The organism is Flammeovirga pectinis (assembly GCF_003970675.1).
GTDB lineage: Bacteria > Bacteroidota > Bacteroidia > Cytophagales > Flammeovirgaceae > Flammeovirga > Flammeovirga pectinis.
The window spans coordinates 4,815,001-4,835,050 of the sequence record NZ_CP034562.1 but is presented as its reverse complement, the minus strand read 5'-3'; the positions used below and the strand labels follow the sequence as shown (position 1 = coordinate 4,835,050).

9 protein-coding genes, 3 tRNA genes and 4 rRNA genes (1 of these 16 cut by a window edge) are annotated in these 20,050 nt (G+C 35.7%); 7 read left to right on the top strand and 9 right to left on the bottom strand.

The window, feature by feature from the left end; all coding sequences use genetic code 11:
• Positions 1 to 87: 87 nt before the first annotated feature.
• The 4 genes from EI427_RS18995 to EI427_RS18980 all read right to left on the bottom strand — a co-directional run bounded on the left by EI427_RS18995 (position 88) and on the right by EI427_RS18980 (position 6,917).
• Positions 88 to 2,963 (bottom strand): 23S ribosomal RNA (locus tag EI427_RS18995).
• A gap of 87 nt (positions 2,964 to 3,050) precedes the next feature.
• Positions 3,051 to 3,124: transfer RNA gene (locus tag EI427_RS18990), tRNA-Ala, on the bottom strand.
• A 99-nt stretch (positions 3,125 to 3,223) separates the two neighbouring features.
• A 16S ribosomal RNA gene (locus tag EI427_RS18985) occupies positions 3,224 to 4,748 on the bottom strand.
• Together the 16S and 23S rRNA genes with 1 tRNA gene alongside form the textbook arrangement of a ribosomal RNA operon.
• 594 nt (positions 4,749 to 5,342) lie before the next feature.
• Positions 5,343 to 6,917, bottom strand: coding sequence for a DUF4301 family protein (locus EI427_RS18980; protein ID WP_317125729.1), 1,575 nt, complete (start codon positions 6,915 to 6,917; stop codon positions 5,343 to 5,345).
• Positions 6,918 to 7,134: 217 nt separating this feature from the next.
• On the opposite strand from EI427_RS18980, the gene EI427_RS18975 reads away from it, so the two are divergent.
• Genes EI427_RS18975 through EI427_RS18965 form a run of 3 tightly spaced genes read left to right on the top strand, consistent with a single transcriptional unit; the run spans position 7,135 to position 11,382 of the window.
• Positions 7,135 to 10,107 (top strand): tetratricopeptide repeat protein, encoded by a 2,973-nt coding sequence (locus EI427_RS18975; protein ID WP_126617709.1) that lies wholly within the window; start codon positions 7,135 to 7,137, stop codon positions 10,105 to 10,107.
• A 12-nt stretch (positions 10,108 to 10,119) separates the two neighbouring features.
• Entirely contained in the window at positions 10,120 to 10,824 is a 705-nt protein-coding gene (locus EI427_RS18970; RefSeq protein ID WP_126617707.1) for an ABC transporter ATP-binding protein, read from the top strand.
• A 6-nt stretch (positions 10,825 to 10,830) separates the two neighbouring features.
• Positions 10,831 to 11,382: a cob(I)yrinic acid a,c-diamide adenosyltransferase gene (locus EI427_RS18965; RefSeq protein ID WP_126617705.1), complete on the top strand. Its 552-nt coding sequence runs from the start codon at positions 10,831 to 10,833 to the stop codon at positions 11,380 to 11,382.
• A 32-nt stretch (positions 11,383 to 11,414) separates the two neighbouring features.
• Here EI427_RS18965 and EI427_RS18960 read toward each other — a convergent pair whose 3' ends face one another.
• The gene (locus EI427_RS18960) at positions 11,415 to 12,506 is read right to left on the bottom strand and encodes a glycoside hydrolase family 73 protein (RefSeq protein ID WP_126617703.1); all 1,092 of its coding nucleotides are present in this window, start codon (positions 12,504 to 12,506) and stop codon (positions 11,415 to 11,417) included.
• Positions 12,507 to 12,635: 129 nt separating this feature from the next.
• Here EI427_RS18960 and EI427_RS18955 point away from each other — a divergent pair, with 129 nt between their 5' ends.
• Entirely contained in the window at positions 12,636 to 12,842 is a 207-nt protein-coding gene (locus EI427_RS18955) for a hypothetical protein (RefSeq protein ID WP_126617701.1), read from the top strand.
• A gap of 56 nt (positions 12,843 to 12,898) precedes the next feature.
• On the opposite strand, the gene ahcY is transcribed toward EI427_RS18955, so the two are convergent.
• The gene (ahcY, locus tag EI427_RS18950; RefSeq protein ID WP_126617699.1) at positions 12,899 to 14,209 is read right to left on the bottom strand and encodes an adenosylhomocysteinase; all 1,311 of its coding nucleotides are present in this window, start codon (positions 14,207 to 14,209) and stop codon (positions 12,899 to 12,901) included.
• Between the two features lie 340 nt (positions 14,210 to 14,549).
• Here ahcY and EI427_RS18945 point away from each other — a divergent pair, with 340 nt between their 5' ends.
• The 3 genes from EI427_RS18945 (at position 14,550) to EI427_RS18935 (ending at position 17,604) form a co-directional block, all read left to right on the top strand.
• Complete coding sequence (locus EI427_RS18945; protein ID WP_170178545.1) at positions 14,550 to 17,324, top strand: serine hydrolase; 2,775 nt, start codon at positions 14,550 to 14,552, stop codon at positions 17,322 to 17,324.
• 106 nt (positions 17,325 to 17,430) lie between these two features.
• Positions 17,431 to 17,504: transfer RNA gene (locus tag EI427_RS18940), tRNA-Arg, on the top strand.
• Between the two features lie 26 nt (positions 17,505 to 17,530).
• A tRNA-Arg gene (locus tag EI427_RS18935) sits at positions 17,531 to 17,604 on the top strand.
• A gap of 112 nt (positions 17,605 to 17,716) precedes the next feature.
• On the opposite strand, the gene EI427_RS18930 is transcribed toward EI427_RS18935, so the two are convergent.
• From EI427_RS18930 to EI427_RS18920, 3 genes are all read right to left on the bottom strand, one after another.
• A complete protein-coding gene (locus EI427_RS18930; protein ID WP_126617695.1) occupies positions 17,717 to 19,096 on the bottom strand; it encodes an alanine/glycine:cation symporter family protein in 1,380 nt (459 codons plus the stop codon).
• A 221-nt stretch (positions 19,097 to 19,317) separates the two neighbouring features.
• Positions 19,318 to 19,429, bottom strand: a 5S ribosomal RNA gene (rrf, locus tag EI427_RS18925).
• Positions 19,430 to 19,552: 123 nt separating this feature from the next.
• Positions 19,553 to 20,050, bottom strand: a 23S ribosomal RNA gene (locus EI427_RS18920); it runs 2,379 nt beyond the window's last position.

The window sequence follows — 20,050 nt, the reverse complement described above, 5'->3', positions numbered from 1 at the left end:
TAATACCAAATAACTCTTCTAAATAAGTTATTTGACAGTGAAAAGGAAAAACTTTGCTAGCACTCTATTACTAGAGTGCTAACCGTAAAAGAAAAGCTCTTGGGCGATTAGTACTTCTCAGCTGAATGTATCTCTACACGTACACTTGAAGCCTATCAACGTCATAATCTATAACAACCCTTATATGGAAATCTCATCTCGAGGTGGGTTTCGCGCTTAGATGCTTTCAGCGCTTATCCGCTCCACACATAGGTACCCGGCGATGCTCCTGGCGGAACAACCGGTACGCCAGAGGTGTGTCCAACTCGGTCCTCTCGTACTAAAGTCAGAGCCTCTCAAATTTCCTACGCCCGCAACAGATAGAGACCGAACTGTCTCACGACGTTCTGAACCCAGCTCGCGTGCCACTTTAATGGGCGAACAGCCCAACCCTTGGGACCTTCTCCAGCCCCAGGACGTGACGAGCCGACATCGAGGTGCCAAACCTCCCCGTCGATATGAGCTCTTGGGGGAGATCAGCCTGTTATCCCAGAGTACCTTTTATCCTTTGAGCGATGGCCCTTCCATGCGGTACCACCGGATCACTATGTCCCACTTTCGTGCCTGTTCGAAATGTCTCTCTCGCAGTCAGGCTCCCTTATGCCATTGCGCTCTTCCGACGATTGCCGACCGTCGTGAGGGAACCTTGGAAAGCCTCCGTTACTCTTTTGGAGGCGACCACCCCAGTCAAACTACCCACCAAACAATGTCCGGACATTTAGCCCGTTAGACCGTCGAACAGGAAAGGGCGGTATTTCAACAATGACTCCAAAACGCCTAGCGACGCTCCTTCACAGTCTCCCGCCTATCCTACACATTCCTGGCCAACGGCCAACGTTAAGTTGCAGTAAAGGTTCATGGGGTCTTTTCGTCCCGTTGCGGGTAAGCGGCATCTTCACCGCTACTTCAATTTCACCGAGCTCATGGCCGAGACAGCGTCCAGATCGTTGCACCATTCGTGCAGGTCGGAACTTACCCGACAAGGAATTTCGCTACCTTAGGACCGTTATAGTTACGGCCGCCGTTTACTGGGGCTTCAATTCAGAGCTTCACCGAAGTTAACTCCCCCTCTTAACCTTCCAGCACCGGGCAGGTGTCAGGCTATATACTGAATCTTTCGAGTTCGCATAGCCATGTGTTTTTGTTAAACAGTCGCCTGGACTTCTTCGCTGCGGCCTCTTACAAAAGTAAGTAGGCGCCCCTTCTCCCGAAGTTACGGGGCTAATTTGCCTAGTTCCTTAGCCATGAATCACTCGAGCGCCTCGGATTACTCATCCTAACCACCTGTGTCGGTTTGGGGTACGGGATCCAATAATATAATCTTAGAAGGTTTTCTCGGAAGCGTTTCGTATCGTTATCACATTGACCGTAGTCGCTATGTACTGTCTAGTTTCCCCAAGGACTACGCATTTAACTATAGTCCCTATAGGTACACTATTCAACGTGCTATTCCGTCAGCACGCAGATACTGCATCACTCCGTCACTCCATCAGTATTATCGGATGCTCAGGAATTTTGACCTGATATCCATCGAGTATGCCCTTCGGCAATCCCCTTAGGTCCCGGCTAACCCTGGGACGATTAGCGTCGCCCAGGAAACCTTGGTCTATCGGCGGGCAGGTTTCTCACCTGCCTTATCGTTACTTATGCCTACATTTGCTTTTCTAACAAGTCCACAACACATCACCATGCTGCTTCGACCCTGTCAGAATGCTCCCCTACCACTCGTGTTTACACACAAATCCATGTCTTCGGTGGATAATTTATGCCCGATCATTATCGATGCTCTGTCGCTCGACCAGTGAGCTGTTACGCACTCTTTGAATGAATAGCTGCTTCCAAGCTAACATCCTGGCTGTCTCAGCGACTGAACCTCCTTAGTTCAACTTAATTATCACTTGGGGACCTTAGACGATGGTCCGGGTTCTTTCCCTCTCGGACTAGGACCTTGGCACCCTAGCCCTCACTGCCGGTAGTGTTTGATGGCATTCGGAGTTCATCTAGATTTGGTAGGATATGACTCCCCCGCATCTAATTGGTAGCTCTACCTCCATCAAACTCATCCGACGCTGCCCCTAAAGGCATTTCGGGGAGTACGAGCTATTTCCAGGTTTGATTGGCCTTTCACCCCTACCCACAGGTCATCCGAAGACTTTTCAACGTCAACCGGTTCGGTCCTCCATTGTGTGTTACCACAACTTCAACCTGCCCATGGGTAGATCACCTGGTTTCGCGTCTACCTACACTAACTTAAGCGCCACTTAAGACTCGCTTTCGCTACGACTACAGACCTTAAATCCTTAATCTTGCTAATATAGGTAACTCGTAGGCTCATTATGCAAAAGGCACGACGTCACTACACTAAGTAGCTCCGTCCGCTTGTAGGTATACAGTTTCAGGATCTATTTCACCCCGTTATTCACGGTACTTTTCACCTTTCCCTCACGGTACTTGTTCACTATCGGTCTTTTGGGAGTATTTAGTCTTGGCGGATGGTGCCGCCGGATTCAATGGGGGTTTCACCGGCCCCCACTTACTCAGGATACTTCACTAATCTAATAACTTACCTGTACGGGACTTTCACCCTCTACGGCAATACTTTCCAGTATATTCCAATTCATTATTAAACTATTATTGAAGTCCTACAACCCCAATCAAGCCGGAACTCAATTGGTTTGGACTCTTCCGCGTTCGCTCGCCACTACTTGCGGAATCACTATTGTTTTCTTTTCCTCCAGGTACTTAGATGTTTCAGTTCCCCGGGTTGGCCTTACGAACATGTCTTCAACATGCTGAGTTGTCTCATTCGGATACCTTCGGATCATAGGTCATGTGCACCTCCCCAAAGCGTTTCGCCGCTTGTCGCGTCCTTCGTAGCCTCCAAAAGCCTAGGCATTCTCTGTATACCCTTCTCTCGCTTTTCTTTTTGCAGAATATCTAATCAAATTAGATACCCTTAAGTTTTTCCCATTCTGTCAAAGATCTTTTTGTCCTATCATTTTAGAACAACGTGGAGAATATCGGAGTCGAACCGATGACCTCTTGCGTGCAAGGCAAGCGCTCTAGCCAACTGAGCTAATCCCCCATAAAAGGATTATTAGGACTATTCCCAATATTTAATGCAAAAGAAAGTAATTATAATCTCGGCAAAAGCAGATCCCGGTTCGTAAAGCACAAGGCTCCAAAAGGAGGTGTTCCAGCCGCACCTTCCGGTACGGCTACCTTGTTACGACTTAGCCCCAGTTATTTGTTTTGCCCTAAATAGCTCCTATTACGGCCACCATCTTCAGGCCCACCAAACTTCCATGGCTTGACGGGCGGTGTGTACAAGGTCCGGGTACGTATTCACCGCGCCATAGCTGATGCGCGATTACTAGCGATTCCAACTTCATGGAGTCGAGTTGCAGACTCCAATCCGAACTGGGATAGGGTTTTCGAGATTCGCTTACTATCACTAGCTTGCTGCCCGTTGTCCCTACCATTGTAGCACGTGTGTTGCCCTGGACGTAAGGGCCATGATGACTTGACGTCGTCCCCGCCTTCCTCTCTGCTTGCGCAGGCAGTTCCTCTAGAGTCCCCAGCATAACCTGATGGCAACTAGAAGTAGGGGTTGCGCTCGTTGCGGGACTTAACCCAACACCTCGCGGCACGAGCTGACGACAGCCATGCAGCACCTTCCATTCTGTCCGAAGAAAGTTCTATCTCTAGAATTGTCAAAACGAATTCGAGTCCAGGTAAGGTTCCTCGCGTATCATCGAATTAAACCACATGCTCCACCGCTTGTGCGGACCCCCGTCAATTCCTTTGAGTTTCACTGTTGCCAGCGTACTCCCCAGGTGGAGAACTTCTCGCTTTCGCTGGGACCCGCATGGTTACACCACACAGGTCGAGTTCTCATCGTTTACGGCGTGGACTACCAGGGTATCTAATCCTGTTCGCTCCCCACGCTTTCGTGCCTCAGTGTCAAATAACGCCCAGTAAGCTGCCTTCGCCTTCGGTCTTCCTCCTCATATCTGTGCATTTCACCGCTACATGAGGAATTCCGCCTACCCATACGTATTTCAAGCCTTACAGTATCAAAGGCAAACACGGAGTTGAGCCCCGGTCTTTAACCTCTGACTTATAAAGCCACCTGCGCACCCTTTAAACCCAATAATTCCGGACAACGCTTGCACCCTCCGTATTACCGCGGCTGCTGGCACGGAGTTAGCCGGTGCTTATTCTTATGGTACCGTCAGACAATCTCGCAAGATTGTGGTTCTTCCCATACAAAAGAGCTTTACAACCCGAAGGCATTCATCACTCACGCGGCATGGCTGGGTCAGAGTTGCCTCCATTGCCCAATATTCCCTACTGCTGCCTCCCGTAGGAGTCTGGCCCGTATCTCAGTGCCAGTGTGGGGGACCTTCCTCTCAGAACCCCTACCCATCGTTGCCTTGGTAAGCCGTTACCTTACCAACTAGCTAATGGGACGCATATCCATCTCTGTCCGATAAATCTTTAATCTTTAACTCATGCGAGCTTAAGATACCATGGAATATTAATCCGGATTTCTCCGGGCTATCTTCCAGACAAAGGCAAGTTATATACGCGTTACGCACCCGTGCGCCGGTCGTCAGCAAGTGCAAGCACTCCTGTTACCCCTCGACTTGCATGTATTAGGCCTGCCGCTAGCGTTCATCCTGAGCCAGGATCAAACTCTCCGTTGTAAGAGTTTTTAGATCAAATAAATGATCAATGTTTTATACCTGTCTCTACGAACTGTTTAAAAGAATTAACTTTATTAGGATCCGCTTTCGCTGATCTTATAATTACTTTCTCATTACATCAAAAGAACGTCTAAGCCGAAGCTTAATGAACTGAATCTCAGTTTCTAATTTCAATAAAACCGTTGTTTTATCGATCACCTCTCTAAAGAAGCGAGTGCAAAGGTAAGATATTTTAGTTTAAACTTCCAAATGTTTTTTCAATTAATTTGAAATATTTTTAGAGGTGTCTAAATCTCATTCTCATTACTCTTTTGCGGCTCTCCATTTGAAAGCGAGTCCAAAGATAAGAAAGGAAATTTAATATGCAATACTTATTTTGTTTTATTTGGAAACTGATAAGTTTTGCTCTCTTTAAATCATTTGGTGGTTTATATAACTACCTGCTGCTGCATGTTTTTTTAAAGTCCCTACCGTTGTAAGGGATTGCAAAGGTAAGAAAGGGAAGTACAATTGCAACCTTAAATATTTAAATAAAAACAAAGAGGTTGATAACATCAATGCTATCAACCTCTTATCTTCTATAAATTATTAATTTTATCTATGTTCTGGTCTTAATAAATCATTTACTGTCTTAACTGGAGTAAATGTAGACACCGGAACTTCTACAAATAATGTAGTCCAATATGCCATAGAACCATTCCATAAGCCAGGAAGTTCAATTGCTTGAATTTCTTGTCCGTCTCTAGATTTATGCGTAATGAAACCTGCGTTCTCATTACGGTACTGCATTAAATCAAATTTATCCCCTTTATAATCTTTTAATCCACAAACTAAATCTACTGGATTGAAGTGCGTTGCTGCATTGGCGATTTCTCTACGAACTGGATTAGCAAAGTTTATTTGAGCACTTTCTACAATTTGTAAAGATCTATGATTTCCATCTTTCAACCAGAATGGACCTCCACCAGGTTCTCCTTCATTTTTAACCATTCCACAAACTCTAATAGGTCTGTTTAGTTTATCAAAGAAGTAAGATTCCATTTCATCTTGTGTCAAACCATTTAGTTCTTCGCCTAAGCTCCAACCTAAACGCTTCATACAAAACTCAATTACTTCGTGAGTTAACTCTTCACTCCTCTCACCTTCGTTGTATCTTCTCAAAAATGAGAAGATTTTTGTTTGTGTATCTACTAAAATACTAGCTAAAGCTTTTTTGTATTTATAAGTATCTTCTTTTAATCTATCAGAAGTTACATTATCAATGTTTTTAACAAAGACAATATCAGCATCTATATTATTTAAATTTTCTAGTAATGCACCGTGCCCACCAGGTCTAAATAATAATTCTCCATCTTCTTCTTTTCTGAAAGGTTCATTTTGTGCTGTTGCTGCAATAGTATCTGTAGAAGGTAACTGAGTTGAGAATGAAATCTCAAATTTTGCATCATACCTTTTACTATATACTTCTTTGTAGACATTTGTTAATTCTACAAATTGATCATAATGTTCTGGAGAAACCGTAAAATGAAGGTTGACTACTCCATTTTCATCTTTTGCATAATTTGCTCCTTCAATAAGGTGTTCTTGCACAGGAGTTCGAACTTCCCCATTATATTTATGGAAACCGATTAAACCTTTAGGTCTATTTGCAAGATGTAATCTATCACTTGAAAAAGTTGCCTCTAAAATACTTTTGTATTCTTTATTAGCGACAAGTACATCAAGGCTTCCTAATTTCTGAGCTACTTCAGAGTAAATTTCAGTATATAATGGAAAGTGAATGATATTATTAAAGAAATCTGCCACCAATCCCTTACTTTTTTCTAGGTCTGGTTCAGCAAAAGTATCTTTAGCTTCTAAATCATTTTTAAATTCAAGTAAAGCTTTAAACATACGCGTAGCTGCACCTGATGCAGGAACAAACTTTACTAAAGAATTACCTTTAATCGACTCTTCGTATTTATCAACAAAATCATTTATTTCTTCATCAGATAATTTAATTATTCCATCTCCAATTGTAGCAGGTCTAATGATATTTGCATATTCAAATCCTTTTTTGAAGTAGTTTAATTGTTTTTCTACAGTTTCAATATTGATTCCTTTACGCTCCATTAACGCAATATCCTCCGGTAAAAACTTTGTTGTTATTGACATTTCTATTGTTTCCAAGGTTATATGTTTTTGAAATTAATAATGTTAGTACAAGTATAGCACGGCATTCGCATTTGCGAAACGTTTTATCGTTAGCATAAAACTTAGTGTATACAAATATGGTAAAAAAACTAATAAAAAGCGAAACCGATTGCAGTACGTAACTTATTTTACAGTTCTAAATAGTAACATTTTGATTTATTTGTATTTTTGGGGATAACTAAAAAACAAATAAATGGAAAACCATTCTTTTAATAAAGAGACAATAGTTAAATACATTAGTATAACTGCTTTAATATCAAATATATTAATACTTTTAACCTTAAAGATTGAGGGCTTATCTGAACGAATTGGATGGGGAATTAATGGATATGTTGATACAATAAAAACACCTCTTTTTGATTTTGAAAAATGGCAAACAGTCTTTTCTATACAAGTCGATTCATTTTTAGTGCTTGAAAACTATGTTGGTAATAATATTACGTTTTCGACTGAAATATATACTTTTTATGGCCTTGCCTTATTAATTGGATTCTCGATTTTTTTAGGAAGTATTAGTGGACTTACAAGAATATGGCATGCAGTTCTATTTGGAATATTTGCATTATTAATTGGTACATTACATTTAGAAAATCTACAAATTTTATCATCAATACATGATAAAGCTTTTACTGGAGTAGTTTTATTAATTTACATAGCTGTAAGTTATTATTTTCATGTAAAGAAGACTATCAATTTTACCTACAGGTTATTGTGTTATTTATTTATTGGAGGAATTTTAAGTTCTATTATTTCATTACTTGGAAATACTGAATATTGGATTGCTGAGAGTGTAAGTTATAGTTTTGGTAGTTTAGCTATTTTAAGTTTATTATTTGTACTATTTATTTCGACAGCTATACCCTTTGGCATCTTATTTTTAACAAGTTTCAAAAATATTGGAGGTAATAATGGAGATAGTGCTAGACATTTTTATGTATTCTATACTATCTATTCTTTAAATTTAGTTTATGCATATTTAGTGGAATTCCACTCTATAGACTGGGGACTTTACTACATCCCTCCTGCACTACTTTTTGTTATCTCAACAGTAGTCGGTTTATACATCATAAAACAACAAGAAGAGCTATTCCATATTGCAGTAAGAGAATCTCAAATTATCTATTGGATTTATCTTGGAGGTAGTATTATTGCAACAGCTACATATTGTTTTCACCTTGCCATATTTGATACTTCATTTACACATGTGATGGATCAATCTATACTTATATTATTTATAGGCTTTGGCTTTGTATCGGTAATCTACATCTCTTATAACTTTTATGATGTACTTAAAAAGAATTTACCGGCCTATAAAGTAGCATTCAAGCCTCAGAATATAGATTTTTTATCTACTTGGGCTATTGGCTTATTACTATCAATTGGTCTATTTTATATAAATAACTTTAATGTTTATAGAAACTCTTGGGTAGCTTATTATAATGGATTAGGAGATATAGAACTTCTACAAGATAATGCCTACTTAGCTGAAGAAAGATATAATTTCTCTAACATGTACAATAGCTGGAATTTTAAAGGTAATTATATGCTTGGGAGCATTGCTGAACAAAATAAAAAATACTCAGCAGCTTATGTGAGGTTTGATAAATCTTCTAAAGAAACTACAACACCTCAGTCATTCATTAAATCAGCACAACTGCAGGTGAATAATAAAAATTTGCTTGAAGCAATTCTTATTCTACAAAAAGGTATTCAACAGTTCCCATCAAATAAGGAAATTTACAATAATCTAGCATTATCATTTTATGAAATAAATGAAATCGATAGTACACTTTTTTATTTAGATAAAGGCCAAAAAATATCAGGAGAAGATAGTAACATTTTATCAAGTAATTTTTTAGGGGTTGCAACACTATCTAAAACTGATATTACTAAACTTGAAGGGCATTTAAATGAATTAAACAATTCTACCAAAGTAAGTGAGGCTGTAAATCAATTGGCTTATTTAAATTCTAACGCTGTTGGAGGTAATAAACCGTTTATCCCAGATTTTTTAGCAGATTCATTATTAAATGGAGATCAAGTAAGCTATATATATAATTATACTATTAATGCTACATTTAGAGATGGTTATAACGATATTGATAAATACATCTCTAAATATTTAAATAATTATGAAAATTCAGAATACAAGCAACAATTATTATTTGCTTCTGCATTAAATAACCTAAACTCAGAAAAATATTATTCTAGTTGGAGTAATTTTGACGAGTTATCTAATAAATATGGGCAAACTAATGGATATTATGATTTCTTATTAGGACTGAATGCATTTCAGAATAATAAATTTGAATTAGCATATGAACACCTCAATACAGCTTTTAAAACTGGGCAAACAAGTGCTATTTATCCACTCGCACTTGTGGCTAGTCAGTTAAAATCCAAAGTAGAAAGTAAAAAAATATGGGATAACGTCTTTAAATTAAATATGATTGAAGACCCATCTATTATCAAATACTATTTAGATAACGACAAGATTAGAGATTTTACAGCAACAGACTATGTAAATTATATAGTATTCAATCACAAAAAGAAATCTGTTCAAGACCTTTTTCAACATATATTAAAAATTTCATCTGAACAAAATCAAATTGAACTGATAGAACTTCTATTACAAGATTATATTTCTAACAGAGATACTGATAAGGCCATTGCATTGATAAAAGAAGTAGAAGCTTCTTTTACATTAAATAATGAGCTTGCTACATTAATATTACACACAAATTATTTATTAAAAATATCATCTTTAAACATTGATGACCTTATTAAGGTTTTAGATACAACTTCTGCTGAAGGAAAATTATATAGTGATATATATAAAAATACTAATTTCTTAAAAAATGAAGATGTAGAATCTCTTTTTTGGAATGATGCTTTTGGAGAGTTTTACAGTAGCAAACTAATTTCAGAAGAAAAAACAGAAGAGGCTTACCAATTAGTAAGTGATTTATTAAAGGTTAACCCTTATTCTGAAATTGCAACAGCTAATTATATCAGAGTTTGTTTTAAACTAGGGTTAAAACAATATGCAGAATCGAGTAGATTAGAAGCAGAATATTTATTATCATCTTCTGCTTCAAATAGAATAAATGAGTTATATTCAAGATTGAAAATTGAATATCAAAAAGAAATATCAACTTGGGAATAAACTAACAAATCCATGTCAAACAAAGTTATCACTACAGAAGGTATATCAAGAATATACCAAATGGGAACAGAAGTAATTAAAGCCCTAAAACACATTAGTATCTCTATTGATAGAGGAGAATATGTAGCATTTATGGGACCTTCTGGATCTGGGAAATCAACATTGATGAACATAATTGGTTGTTTAGACACACCTAGTGAGGGTCAATATTGGTTAAATAACCAAGATGTAAGTGATATGACAGAAAATGAGTTAGCTGTTGTGAGAAATAAAGAAATTGGTTTTGTATTTCAATCTTTCAATTTATTGCCAAGGTCTACAATTCTTGATAATGTAGCTCTACCTCTTGTTTATGCAGGTATTGGTAGAGAGGAAAGGCTAGAAAGAGCTCAAAAATCTTTAGATGCTGTTGGTTTAGGTACAAGAGTTTCTCATAAACCAAATGAACTCTCTGGAGGTCAAAGACAAAGGGTTGCAATAGCAAGAGCATTGGTAAATAACCCTAGTATTATTCTAGCAGATGAACCTACAGGTGCATTGGATACAAAAACTTCATACGAAATTATGGATATCTTTAATAAGTTACATGAAAATGGAAATACCATTATTATGGTAACTCACGAAGAAGATATTGCCAATTACGCTCATAGAATTATTCGATTAAGAGATGGTCTTGTTGAACGAGACGAACAAAATATGGATATCACAAAAATTTAATGTGAGATGAAAGTATATACAAAAACAGGTGATAAAGGAGAAACATCCCTTTTTGGAGGTAAAAGAGTGTCTAAAACTCATAATCGTATTGAAGCTTATGGTACAATAGATGAACTTAATTCATATATAGGTTTAGTAAGAGACCAATCTGTAAACAATAAACGGTCTGATATTTTAAAAGAAATACAAGACCGTCTATTTACAATTGGAGCAGAACTAGCTGCCGATCCTGATAAACCTCACCTTAAAAAACCCGATATCACTGAACAAGATATTGAATTATTAGAACAGGCCATTGATCAGATGGATCGAGAACTTTCTCCTTTAAAATATTTTATTCTTCCTGGTGGACATACTGCTGTTTCTTTTGCTCATTTAGCAAGAACTGTATGTAGAAGAGCTGAACGATTAGCTATTGGATTGGTAGATGAAGGAGAAAATATTGACTTTATAGTAATTAGATATCTAAATAGACTTTCTGATTACCTATTTGTAATTTCTAGAAAAATGGCCAAGGAATTAGGTGTTGATGAAAATTATTGGGTTCCGAGAAAATAGTTTTCGAAAGAATAAATTTATGAGGTATCAATTTAGTAATCTAAAAGGTCTAAATGATACCTCTTTATTATTTTCCTTAGTAACTCTCCATATAATGGTGAAGTAGCATACCCAACTCCTCCATATTTTGTAGAGCCAATCATATTTGCCCAAGCAATATAATCTCTACCTTGTGTAAATAAAGGAGCATACCTTTTTTGTTTATTTAGAAATAAAGAATGTGCTCTAAAAGATTCCCAAGGAGATTTATATTCAGCAAAAGAGTCTCTTACAGTACATTTATATAAAACTCTATTTCCTTTCTTTACCTTTTTAGCCGATACCACAATCCCTTTATTTCTTTTATACTCTTCTTTTGTATAATACTCTGTTGTGGTAATTGGAACTGTTCTTTTTGATTTATCCTTTACTCCAAAATAATTATTACCAATAACTCTTTTACCATATCCCGTTTCTAATGCAGCTTGTGCTAAAGTTATTGATGCAGGAACGTGATATCTTGCTTGTTCCATTAATGCTGTTTCAATTTTCCTTAAAGGTACTGAAGAAGTAAAAAAAGAATATACATGAGGTGGAGCATTCATTTGATCTAAAATAAATTCTTGAAACAACCCTCCTATTTTTTGATTAAGAAGCAGTAGTTGATCATCTTCTAATTGATCTACTCTTGTTATTTTATTATTAATCAAAAACTCTGTAACTATTAATTGTCTTTCAATTTGAAACCTATCAATATAAGACGAAACATTATTTAATTTTTCTTCTCTATAGCTTGATAAGTGATTAACAGGCTTTACAGGTACAACTGCCGTTTGAATAACATTAGGGTTTTCAATTTCAATTCCAAAATCTTCAATAAATTCATCTAATGTTGGTTCCTGCCCATTATAATTAACAGCAATAGGGGCTTGAACATAAATGATCTTCTCTGAAGAATCTGAAAAAAACTGGGTCATTAAAACAAACAACAATAAAACAATTATTGTAACTGCTAGTTTTGGATTAATGATAAAGGAGTAGATATTTCCTTTGTATCTCATATAGACACTACTTGGGAATTTTACTCCAATCGAAAGGTTTGTACCTGTTACTGATAACTCTGAAGAATTTTTTAGAAAATACATAACATCTAAACTTTACCTTTGTAGAATAATTAAATAAAACCGACAAACTACCTTATTGGATTGTTTGTAAAACAAATTTAGTTTAAAAATTAAACATTGTCAATATTTTAAACATTTATATTTAAAAATATGTCTATTAGTAAGAATACGATGCGTATAGGCCATACATATCAATTGATAAACTATGGTGAGGTGTTTAAATTTAAAACACTATCTATAGATAACAATGATGATTTTTTGATCAAAACCTTAGATACTTTAGAAATTTGTAAGCTAAGTGAGCTATATGAATTTGGAAAAGGTAAAGATTTTAAGATTGATGAAATTGATGAATAAAAAAATAGGCTAGCTCAAATAAATGAACTAGCCTATTTATATAAATCAGTTACTGATTAGTAACGATAATGTTCTACTTTGAATGGGCCATTAACATCAACACCAATATAATTAGCTTGATCTTCTGATAATGTTTCTAATTCAACACCAATTTTTGCTAAATGAAGTCTTGCTACCTTTTCATCTAAATGTTTAGGAAGCATGTATACTTTATTTTCGTAAGCTCCAGTATTACACCAAAGTTCTAACTGTGCTAATGTTTGGTTAGCAAAAGAGTTAGACATTACAAACGATGGGTGACCAGTTGCACAACCTAAGTTTACTAAACGTCCTTCTGCTAAAATGATTACATCATTTCCAGATCCAACAGTATACTTATCTACTTGTGGTTTGATATTTACTTTTGAAGCACCATAGTTTTCATTTAACCATGCCATGTCGATTTCATTATCGAAGTGACCGATATTACAAACGATTGCTTTATCTTTTACTTTTTCAAAATGACGACCAACAACAATATCCTTGTTACCTGTAGTTGTAACTACAATATCCGCTTCAAGGATAGCATCATCCATTTTCTTTACTTCAAAACCATCCATTGCAGCTTGTAAAGCACAAATTGGATCAATTTCAGTAACAATAACACGAGCTCCAGCACCACTTAAAGAAGCAGCTGAACCTTTACCAACATCACCGTAACCAGCTACAACTGCAACTTTACCTGCAATCATAACATCAGTAGCACGACGGATACCATCAACTAAAGATTCACGACAACCGTATTTGTTATCAAATTTTGACTTAGTTACTGAATCGTTGATATTAATTGCAGGAATTGGAAGAGTACCATTTTTCTCACGATCAACTAATCTTAAAACACCTGTTGTTGTTTCTTCAGATAATCCTTTAATACCAGCAACTAACTCAGGGTATTTATCAAATACCATGTTAGTTAAATCTCCACCGTCATCAAGAATCATATTTAAAGGTTTACCACCTTCAAAACCGTGTAAAGTTTGCTCAATACACCAATCAAATTCTTCATCAGTAAGACCTTTCCATGCATAAACAGGTACACCAGTTGCTGCAATAGCTGCTGCTGCTTGATCTTGTGTAGAGAAAATATTACATGATGACCAAGTAACTTCTGCACCTAATTCTACAAGAGTTTCAATAAGAACAGCAGTTTGAATTGTCATATGAAGACAACCTGCAATTCTAGCACCTTTTAAAGGTTTAGAAGCTCCAAATTCCTCTCTAAGAGACATTAAACCTGGCATTTCTGCTTCAGCAAGTTCAATTTCTTTTCTCCCCCAGTCCGCTAAAGAAATATCTTTAACTTTATACTTAACTGTTGTACTTTCCACTTTGTAAAATTTTTTAATGAGTTTGAGTTTGCAAATTTAATATAAAATTATGGATTAAACTGCAACACATTGAAATACTAAAACTATAACACAAAATGAATAGTAAATTGTTTAAAAAATTGGGTATTATTTGTATCTATTAATATTTAAAAGAAAGAATCTGACTGAAAATAAAAACAATTCGAATCTAATCATTTAAATTTCGGTAGTAAACCATTATTTAATACAATCTATTTAGGTGATTGAAGATTATTTAATCGTGGCATAATGTGTGTAATTAGATCAACTGATGTACTTAAAAAAAAATATATTTTCAACTTTTATAGTAATCACTTTTTTTGTGTCTCTAATTTCGACTAAAACTGTAGCATCTGATTTTGATGTAGATAGTCTTTTTTCAAAGTTAACACTAGAGCAAAAAATTGGTCAAATAATATTTGCCATTCCTCAAAAAAATGATAGTGAGTTGAAATCTTTAGGGAGGGAAAATAAATTAGGTGGAGTTATCTTTTCTCAGAACTGTTCAAAAAATTCATTTACTTATTTTTCAAACCTAAATAAGTTACCCAATAAAGTTCCTGTTTTAATTGGGTCTACTTCTCAACAGAGTATAAATTGTCTAGATCCAAATTTCTCTTTACTTCCTGATAGGTATAATCTAAGTGCTATAAATAGTAATATTTTCACTTTCAATATCTATCAAGAAATTGGTAAGATAAACAACAAATTAAACTTAGATGTTTATTTCTCTAATAGCCTTTCTATAAAAAAGGATAAAGGTTTTTATCACTATGGTTTTGGAGATGATGTTATTAATGTGTTGAAAAATAATCACGCTGCAATTAAAGGGTTACATCAAAAAAGTATATTAACTGGTACAACTTTATCCTATGATTTTGATTATAAAAAAGTTGATGATAATATAAAGAATATACTCACCCAACTTGTAAAAGATAATATCGATATATTAAAAGCATCAAGAGAGGATTTTGAAACACCCATTTTCAGAAAAGAATTCATTGATCAACTAAAAGATTCTTTAAATTACAATGGTTTAATTGCTTCTGGTGATCTTGCTTTAGGTATTAATGCTTCTTTAACTGTTGACAATGCTATCCATGCTCTACAAAATGGGCACGATGTTATTGCTCTATCTGCTTATTATACTGAAGTAATTAAAGGTATTGCATTAGGAATAAAAAAAGGTAAAGTTGATACTATTTTGATTAACAAGAATGTTCGCAAAGTTCTTGAATTAAAAGCTAAGAAGAAATCTTACATTACTAATTACACTCCAAAAGAAGACCTTAAAGCAATAAAAGCAGATACTTACGAGAAATCTGTAACAGTGTTAAATAATACTGATTCAATTATACCTCTACCTTCTTTAAATAAAACATCCTATCAGTTGGTAAGTATTGGTTTAAAAGGACATGAAGATAGCTTTGGGAATACATTAAAAATGTTTGTAGACTACGATTATCATAGAATTGAACAACCAAGTTTTTCAACAAGTCAAGTAAATTTACTTTTTGAGAGTTGTAAGAATAAAGATATTGTAATTGTAAATATTGTTTGTCATCAAGAGTCTTCAAAACATAGGTATGGTGTTAGCTATGCTACAGAACAATTTATTGAACAACTTCAGCATAAAACTAAAGTAATTGTTATTCTTCATGGTGCTCCAGATGGATTGAGATATCTTGATAAGAGTCAAAATACAATTATTAATTACTCTACAGATAAATATGCCCAAGAAGCATCTGCTCAAGTAATTGCAGGTAGCATCTCAGGAAATGGAAAGCTACCAATAACCATTACACCTAATTTTGTAGTCAATAAAGGAGATAAAATTAAAAATGTTGGTCGTTTAGGATATGGCCAACCCAATCAAGTGGGTATAGATGGAAATAAACTAAATTATCTTATTGATAGTATTGCAAATCATGCAATTAATATTGAAGCTACACCTGGTTGTCAAATTGTTGTAGCAAAGAATGGTAAGATAGTTTTTGAAAAATCATATGGCTATTTTACTTATGAAAAAGAGACTCCTGTAACTAATCAAACAGTTTATGATATTGCTTCAGTAACAAAAGTTGCTGCTACAACACAAGCACTTATGATGTTAGATTATCAGGATTCAATTAATGTAAATAACTCTCTAGATCATTATATTACAAATACAGATACCACAAATAAAGGAGATATTAAATTAATTCAGTTTCTTACTCATACGGCACCATTAAAAGGAGGTTATTATTTTTGGGGGCATGTATACGATAGAGATAAGAAAGAATATAACCCCACTTATATAAGTCCCTATAAAAAGAAAGGATTTACTGTGGAGGTGACTCCCGATCTATATGCATCTGATACAATTAAAAATGCAATGTGGGATTGGTTATTAGCTTCTCCAATATCAACAAGAAGAAGGTATACTAAATCTGTATACAGATATTGGTATAGTGATTTAGGATATTATTTTTTACAAAGAGTGGTTGAAAAAGAAGCTAATACTTCTATTGATAAGTATTTAGCGAAGAATTTGTACGAACCTTTGGGAACTCGGACATTAGGATATTTACCATTAAAAAGGATAAATTTAAATAGAATTCCTCCTACTGAAATGGATATTAATTATCGCCAATGTTTAATTAAAGGGATTGTTCATGATCCATCTGCAGATTTAATGGGAGGAGTTGCTGGGCATGCAGGTGTATTTTCTAATGCACATGATTTAGCTATACTAATGCAAATGAATCTTCAAAAAGGCACTTACGGTCAACATCAGTTTTTTGATGAAACAACCTTAAATAATTTTAATAGACAACCTTATACACGTTTCAAAAACCGAAGAGCGTTAGGTTGGGATAAACCTCCATTAAAAGGAGATGAAGGTAATACCTCCCCACTTGCTCCAAAATCTACTTTTGGTCATACTGGTTTTACAGGTACTTGTGCATGGGTTGATCCTACAAATAGTATTGTATATATTTTTCTTTCTAATAGAGTTTATCCAACAGCAAGAAATAATAAACTTGCAAAGGAAAATATTAGAGAAGGTATTCAATCTGCAATATATCAAGCAATGGGAGAAGAATTACCTCAGTAATTCTTCTTTATTGACTTTTATTATTAATATATGATGGAATAAATTTGTTTTATATTACTTTTCATCATACTTTTGCATCGCTTTAAAGGAAAAAGCATTTCTAAATGGCTTCGTAGCTCAACTGAATAGAGCATCACATTACGGCTGTGAAGGTTCCAAGTTTGAATCTTGGCGAGGTCACTATATTTTTCCTGTTAAAGCCAAATGGCTTCGTAGCTCAACTGAATAGAGCATCACATTACGGCTGTGAAGGTTCCAAGTTTGAATCTTGGCGAGGTCACTAAAAAAGGTTGAAATTTAATTATTTCAACCTTTTTTTATGTTTAAACGAATAAGAGTCCTATTCAGATTTCACTTGAATAGGACTCTTATTAATTTAAACTCTATATCTTTTACTTCTTATCTAGCAAATCCATTCTGTGGAAATAATCTACTGCCGCCTTCCTTACTTTAGGGGCAAGTAATAATGCTCCAACCATTGTAGGTATTGCCATTGTTGCATATACTCCGTCAATTAAATTAATTATGGCTTCTAATTTAATTACAGAGCCTACTACTATAAGTATTACATAATAGTAATTGAAATAATGTTTCTTATCAGCTCCAATTAAATACCCTAAACATTTTGTACCGTAATATGAAAATGAGAATAAAGTAGTTAATGCAAAAAAGAGTACACAAATAGATAATATTATTGGTCCCATTACAGGGTATACTGCAGAAAAAGCTTGAGTCGTTAACATTACTCCTTGTACATTAGTTGCATTTGGATCGTATACACCTGAAGCCATAATTGCTAAAGCCGTCATTGTACAAACCACGATTGTATCTATAAAAGGCCCTATCATAGCTACTAAACCTTCTCTAACAGGCTCGTCTGTTTTTGCAGCTCCATGCATCATTGGTGCTGTACCAATTCCTGCTTCATTAGAAAATGCTGCTCTCTTGGCTCCAATAATTATAACAGCACCAAATGCACCACCTGCTACAGATTCAAAGTTAAATGCTTCAATAAAAATACTTGAGATGATAGATGGTAATTTATCAATATTTAAACCAATAATACCAAGTACAGCTACTACATAAATAACTACCATAATAGGAACTAATTTACCTGCAACTTTCCCAATCCTTTCAATACCTCCAAATATTACTATTGACACTAATATCATTATACCTACTCCAATAATGAAATTGACCGTAGTTACGTCTGTACTATTTGGAATTACATCTTTTAATACTACAGTTCTAATTACCTCTGTTAATTGATTTGCTTGAAACATAGGTGTCACTCCTAATAAGCCTGCAGCAGCAAAGAACATTGCTAAAGGTTTCCATTTTTTACCAAGGCCTTCTTCTATATAATACATAGGTCCTCCTTCAGCATGACCATGAGAATCATGGCCTCTGTACATTACTGCCAATGTACAGGTAAAAAACTTTGTAGCCATACCAAGTAATGCACTCATCCACATCCAAAATAATGCTCCTGGTCCACCCATAACTAAGGCAACCGCAACACCACTAATATTTCCCATACCAACAGTTGCTGCAATAGCTCCAGATAATGCTTCATAATGATCGATATCCCCTTCCGCATTATCATCATCATATTTACCTCTTAATACATCTACTGCATGTTTCAGGTATCTAAAAGGTAAGAACCTTGAGTAAATCATGAAGAATAATCCTCCTCCAAGAAGTAAAATTAAAAGTGGTGTTCCCCATGCAATTGCACTAAAACTTGCACAGAACTTTTCAAACATTTCCATATAGTAATTTATTTAAATCTTATTGTAATGGTTAGAAAGTAAATGAAAGGTATTACTTATCGTAATAACTTAATTATATCAACTTAATACAATAAAATTATTAAGTAATAAGGTTATTCAAAATTTATTATTACTCTAGATTAGATAATTATTTAAAAAAGTATAGTCACAAAAAAAGGTTAGTCAACATCTTGTGTTAACTAACCTTCTATATATAATAAATGTGGCGTCGACCTACTCTCCCGGGGGTTAACCCAGTACCATCAGCACTGTGGGGCTTAACTGCTCTGTTCGGAATGGAAAGAGGTGAACACCCACGTCATTGACACCATCAATATCTTAATGTCTTTGATCATCGAATCTAATCACTAATACCAAATAACTCTTCTAAATAAGTTATTTGACAGTGAAAAGGAAAAACTTTGCTAGCACTCTATCACTAGAGTGCTAACCGTAAAAGAAAAGCTCTTGGGCGATTAGTACTTCTCAGCTGAATGTATCTCTACACGTACACTTGAAGCCTATCAACGTCATAATCTATAACAACCCTTATATGGAAATCTCATCTCGAGGTGGGTTTCGCGCTTAGATGCTTTCAGCGCTTATCCGCTCCACACATAGGTACCCGGCGATGCTCCTGGCGGAACAACCGGTACGCCAGAGGTGTGTCCAACTCGGTCCTCTCGTACTAAAGTCAGAGCCTCTCAAATTTCCTACGCCCGCAACAGATAGAGACCGAACTGTCTCACGACGTTCTGAACCCAGCTCGCGTGCCACTTTAATGGGCGAACAGCCCAACCCTTGGGACCTTCTCCAGCCCCAGGACGTGACGAGCCGACATCGAGGTGCCAAACCTCCCCGTCGATATGAGCTCTTGGGGGAGATCAGCCTGTTATCCCCAGAGTACCTTTTATCCTTTGAGCGATGGCCCTTCCATGCGGTACCACCGGATCA

Bases quoted from the DNA above. Each gene is read 5' to 3' on its own strand.
- EI427_RS18975 (WP_126617709.1), top strand. From the start codon at position 7,135: ATGGAAAACCATTCTTTTAATAAAGAGACAATAGTTAAATACATTAGT.
- EI427_RS18970 (WP_126617707.1), top strand. From the start codon at position 10,120: ATGTCAAACAAAGTTATCACTACAGAAGGTATATCAAGAATATACCAA.
- EI427_RS18965 (WP_126617705.1), top strand. From the start codon at position 10,831: ATGAAAGTATATACAAAAACAGGTGATAAAGGAGAAACATCCCTTTTT.
- EI427_RS18960 (WP_126617703.1), bottom strand. From the start codon at position 12,506: ATGTATTTTCTAAAAAATTCTTCAGAGTTATCAGTAACAGGTACAAAC.
- EI427_RS18955 (WP_126617701.1), top strand. From the start codon at position 12,636: ATGTCTATTAGTAAGAATACGATGCGTATAGGCCATACATATCAATTG.
- EI427_RS18930 (WP_126617695.1), bottom strand. From the start codon at position 19,096: ATGGAAATGTTTGAAAAGTTCTGTGCAAGTTTTAGTGCAATTGCATGG.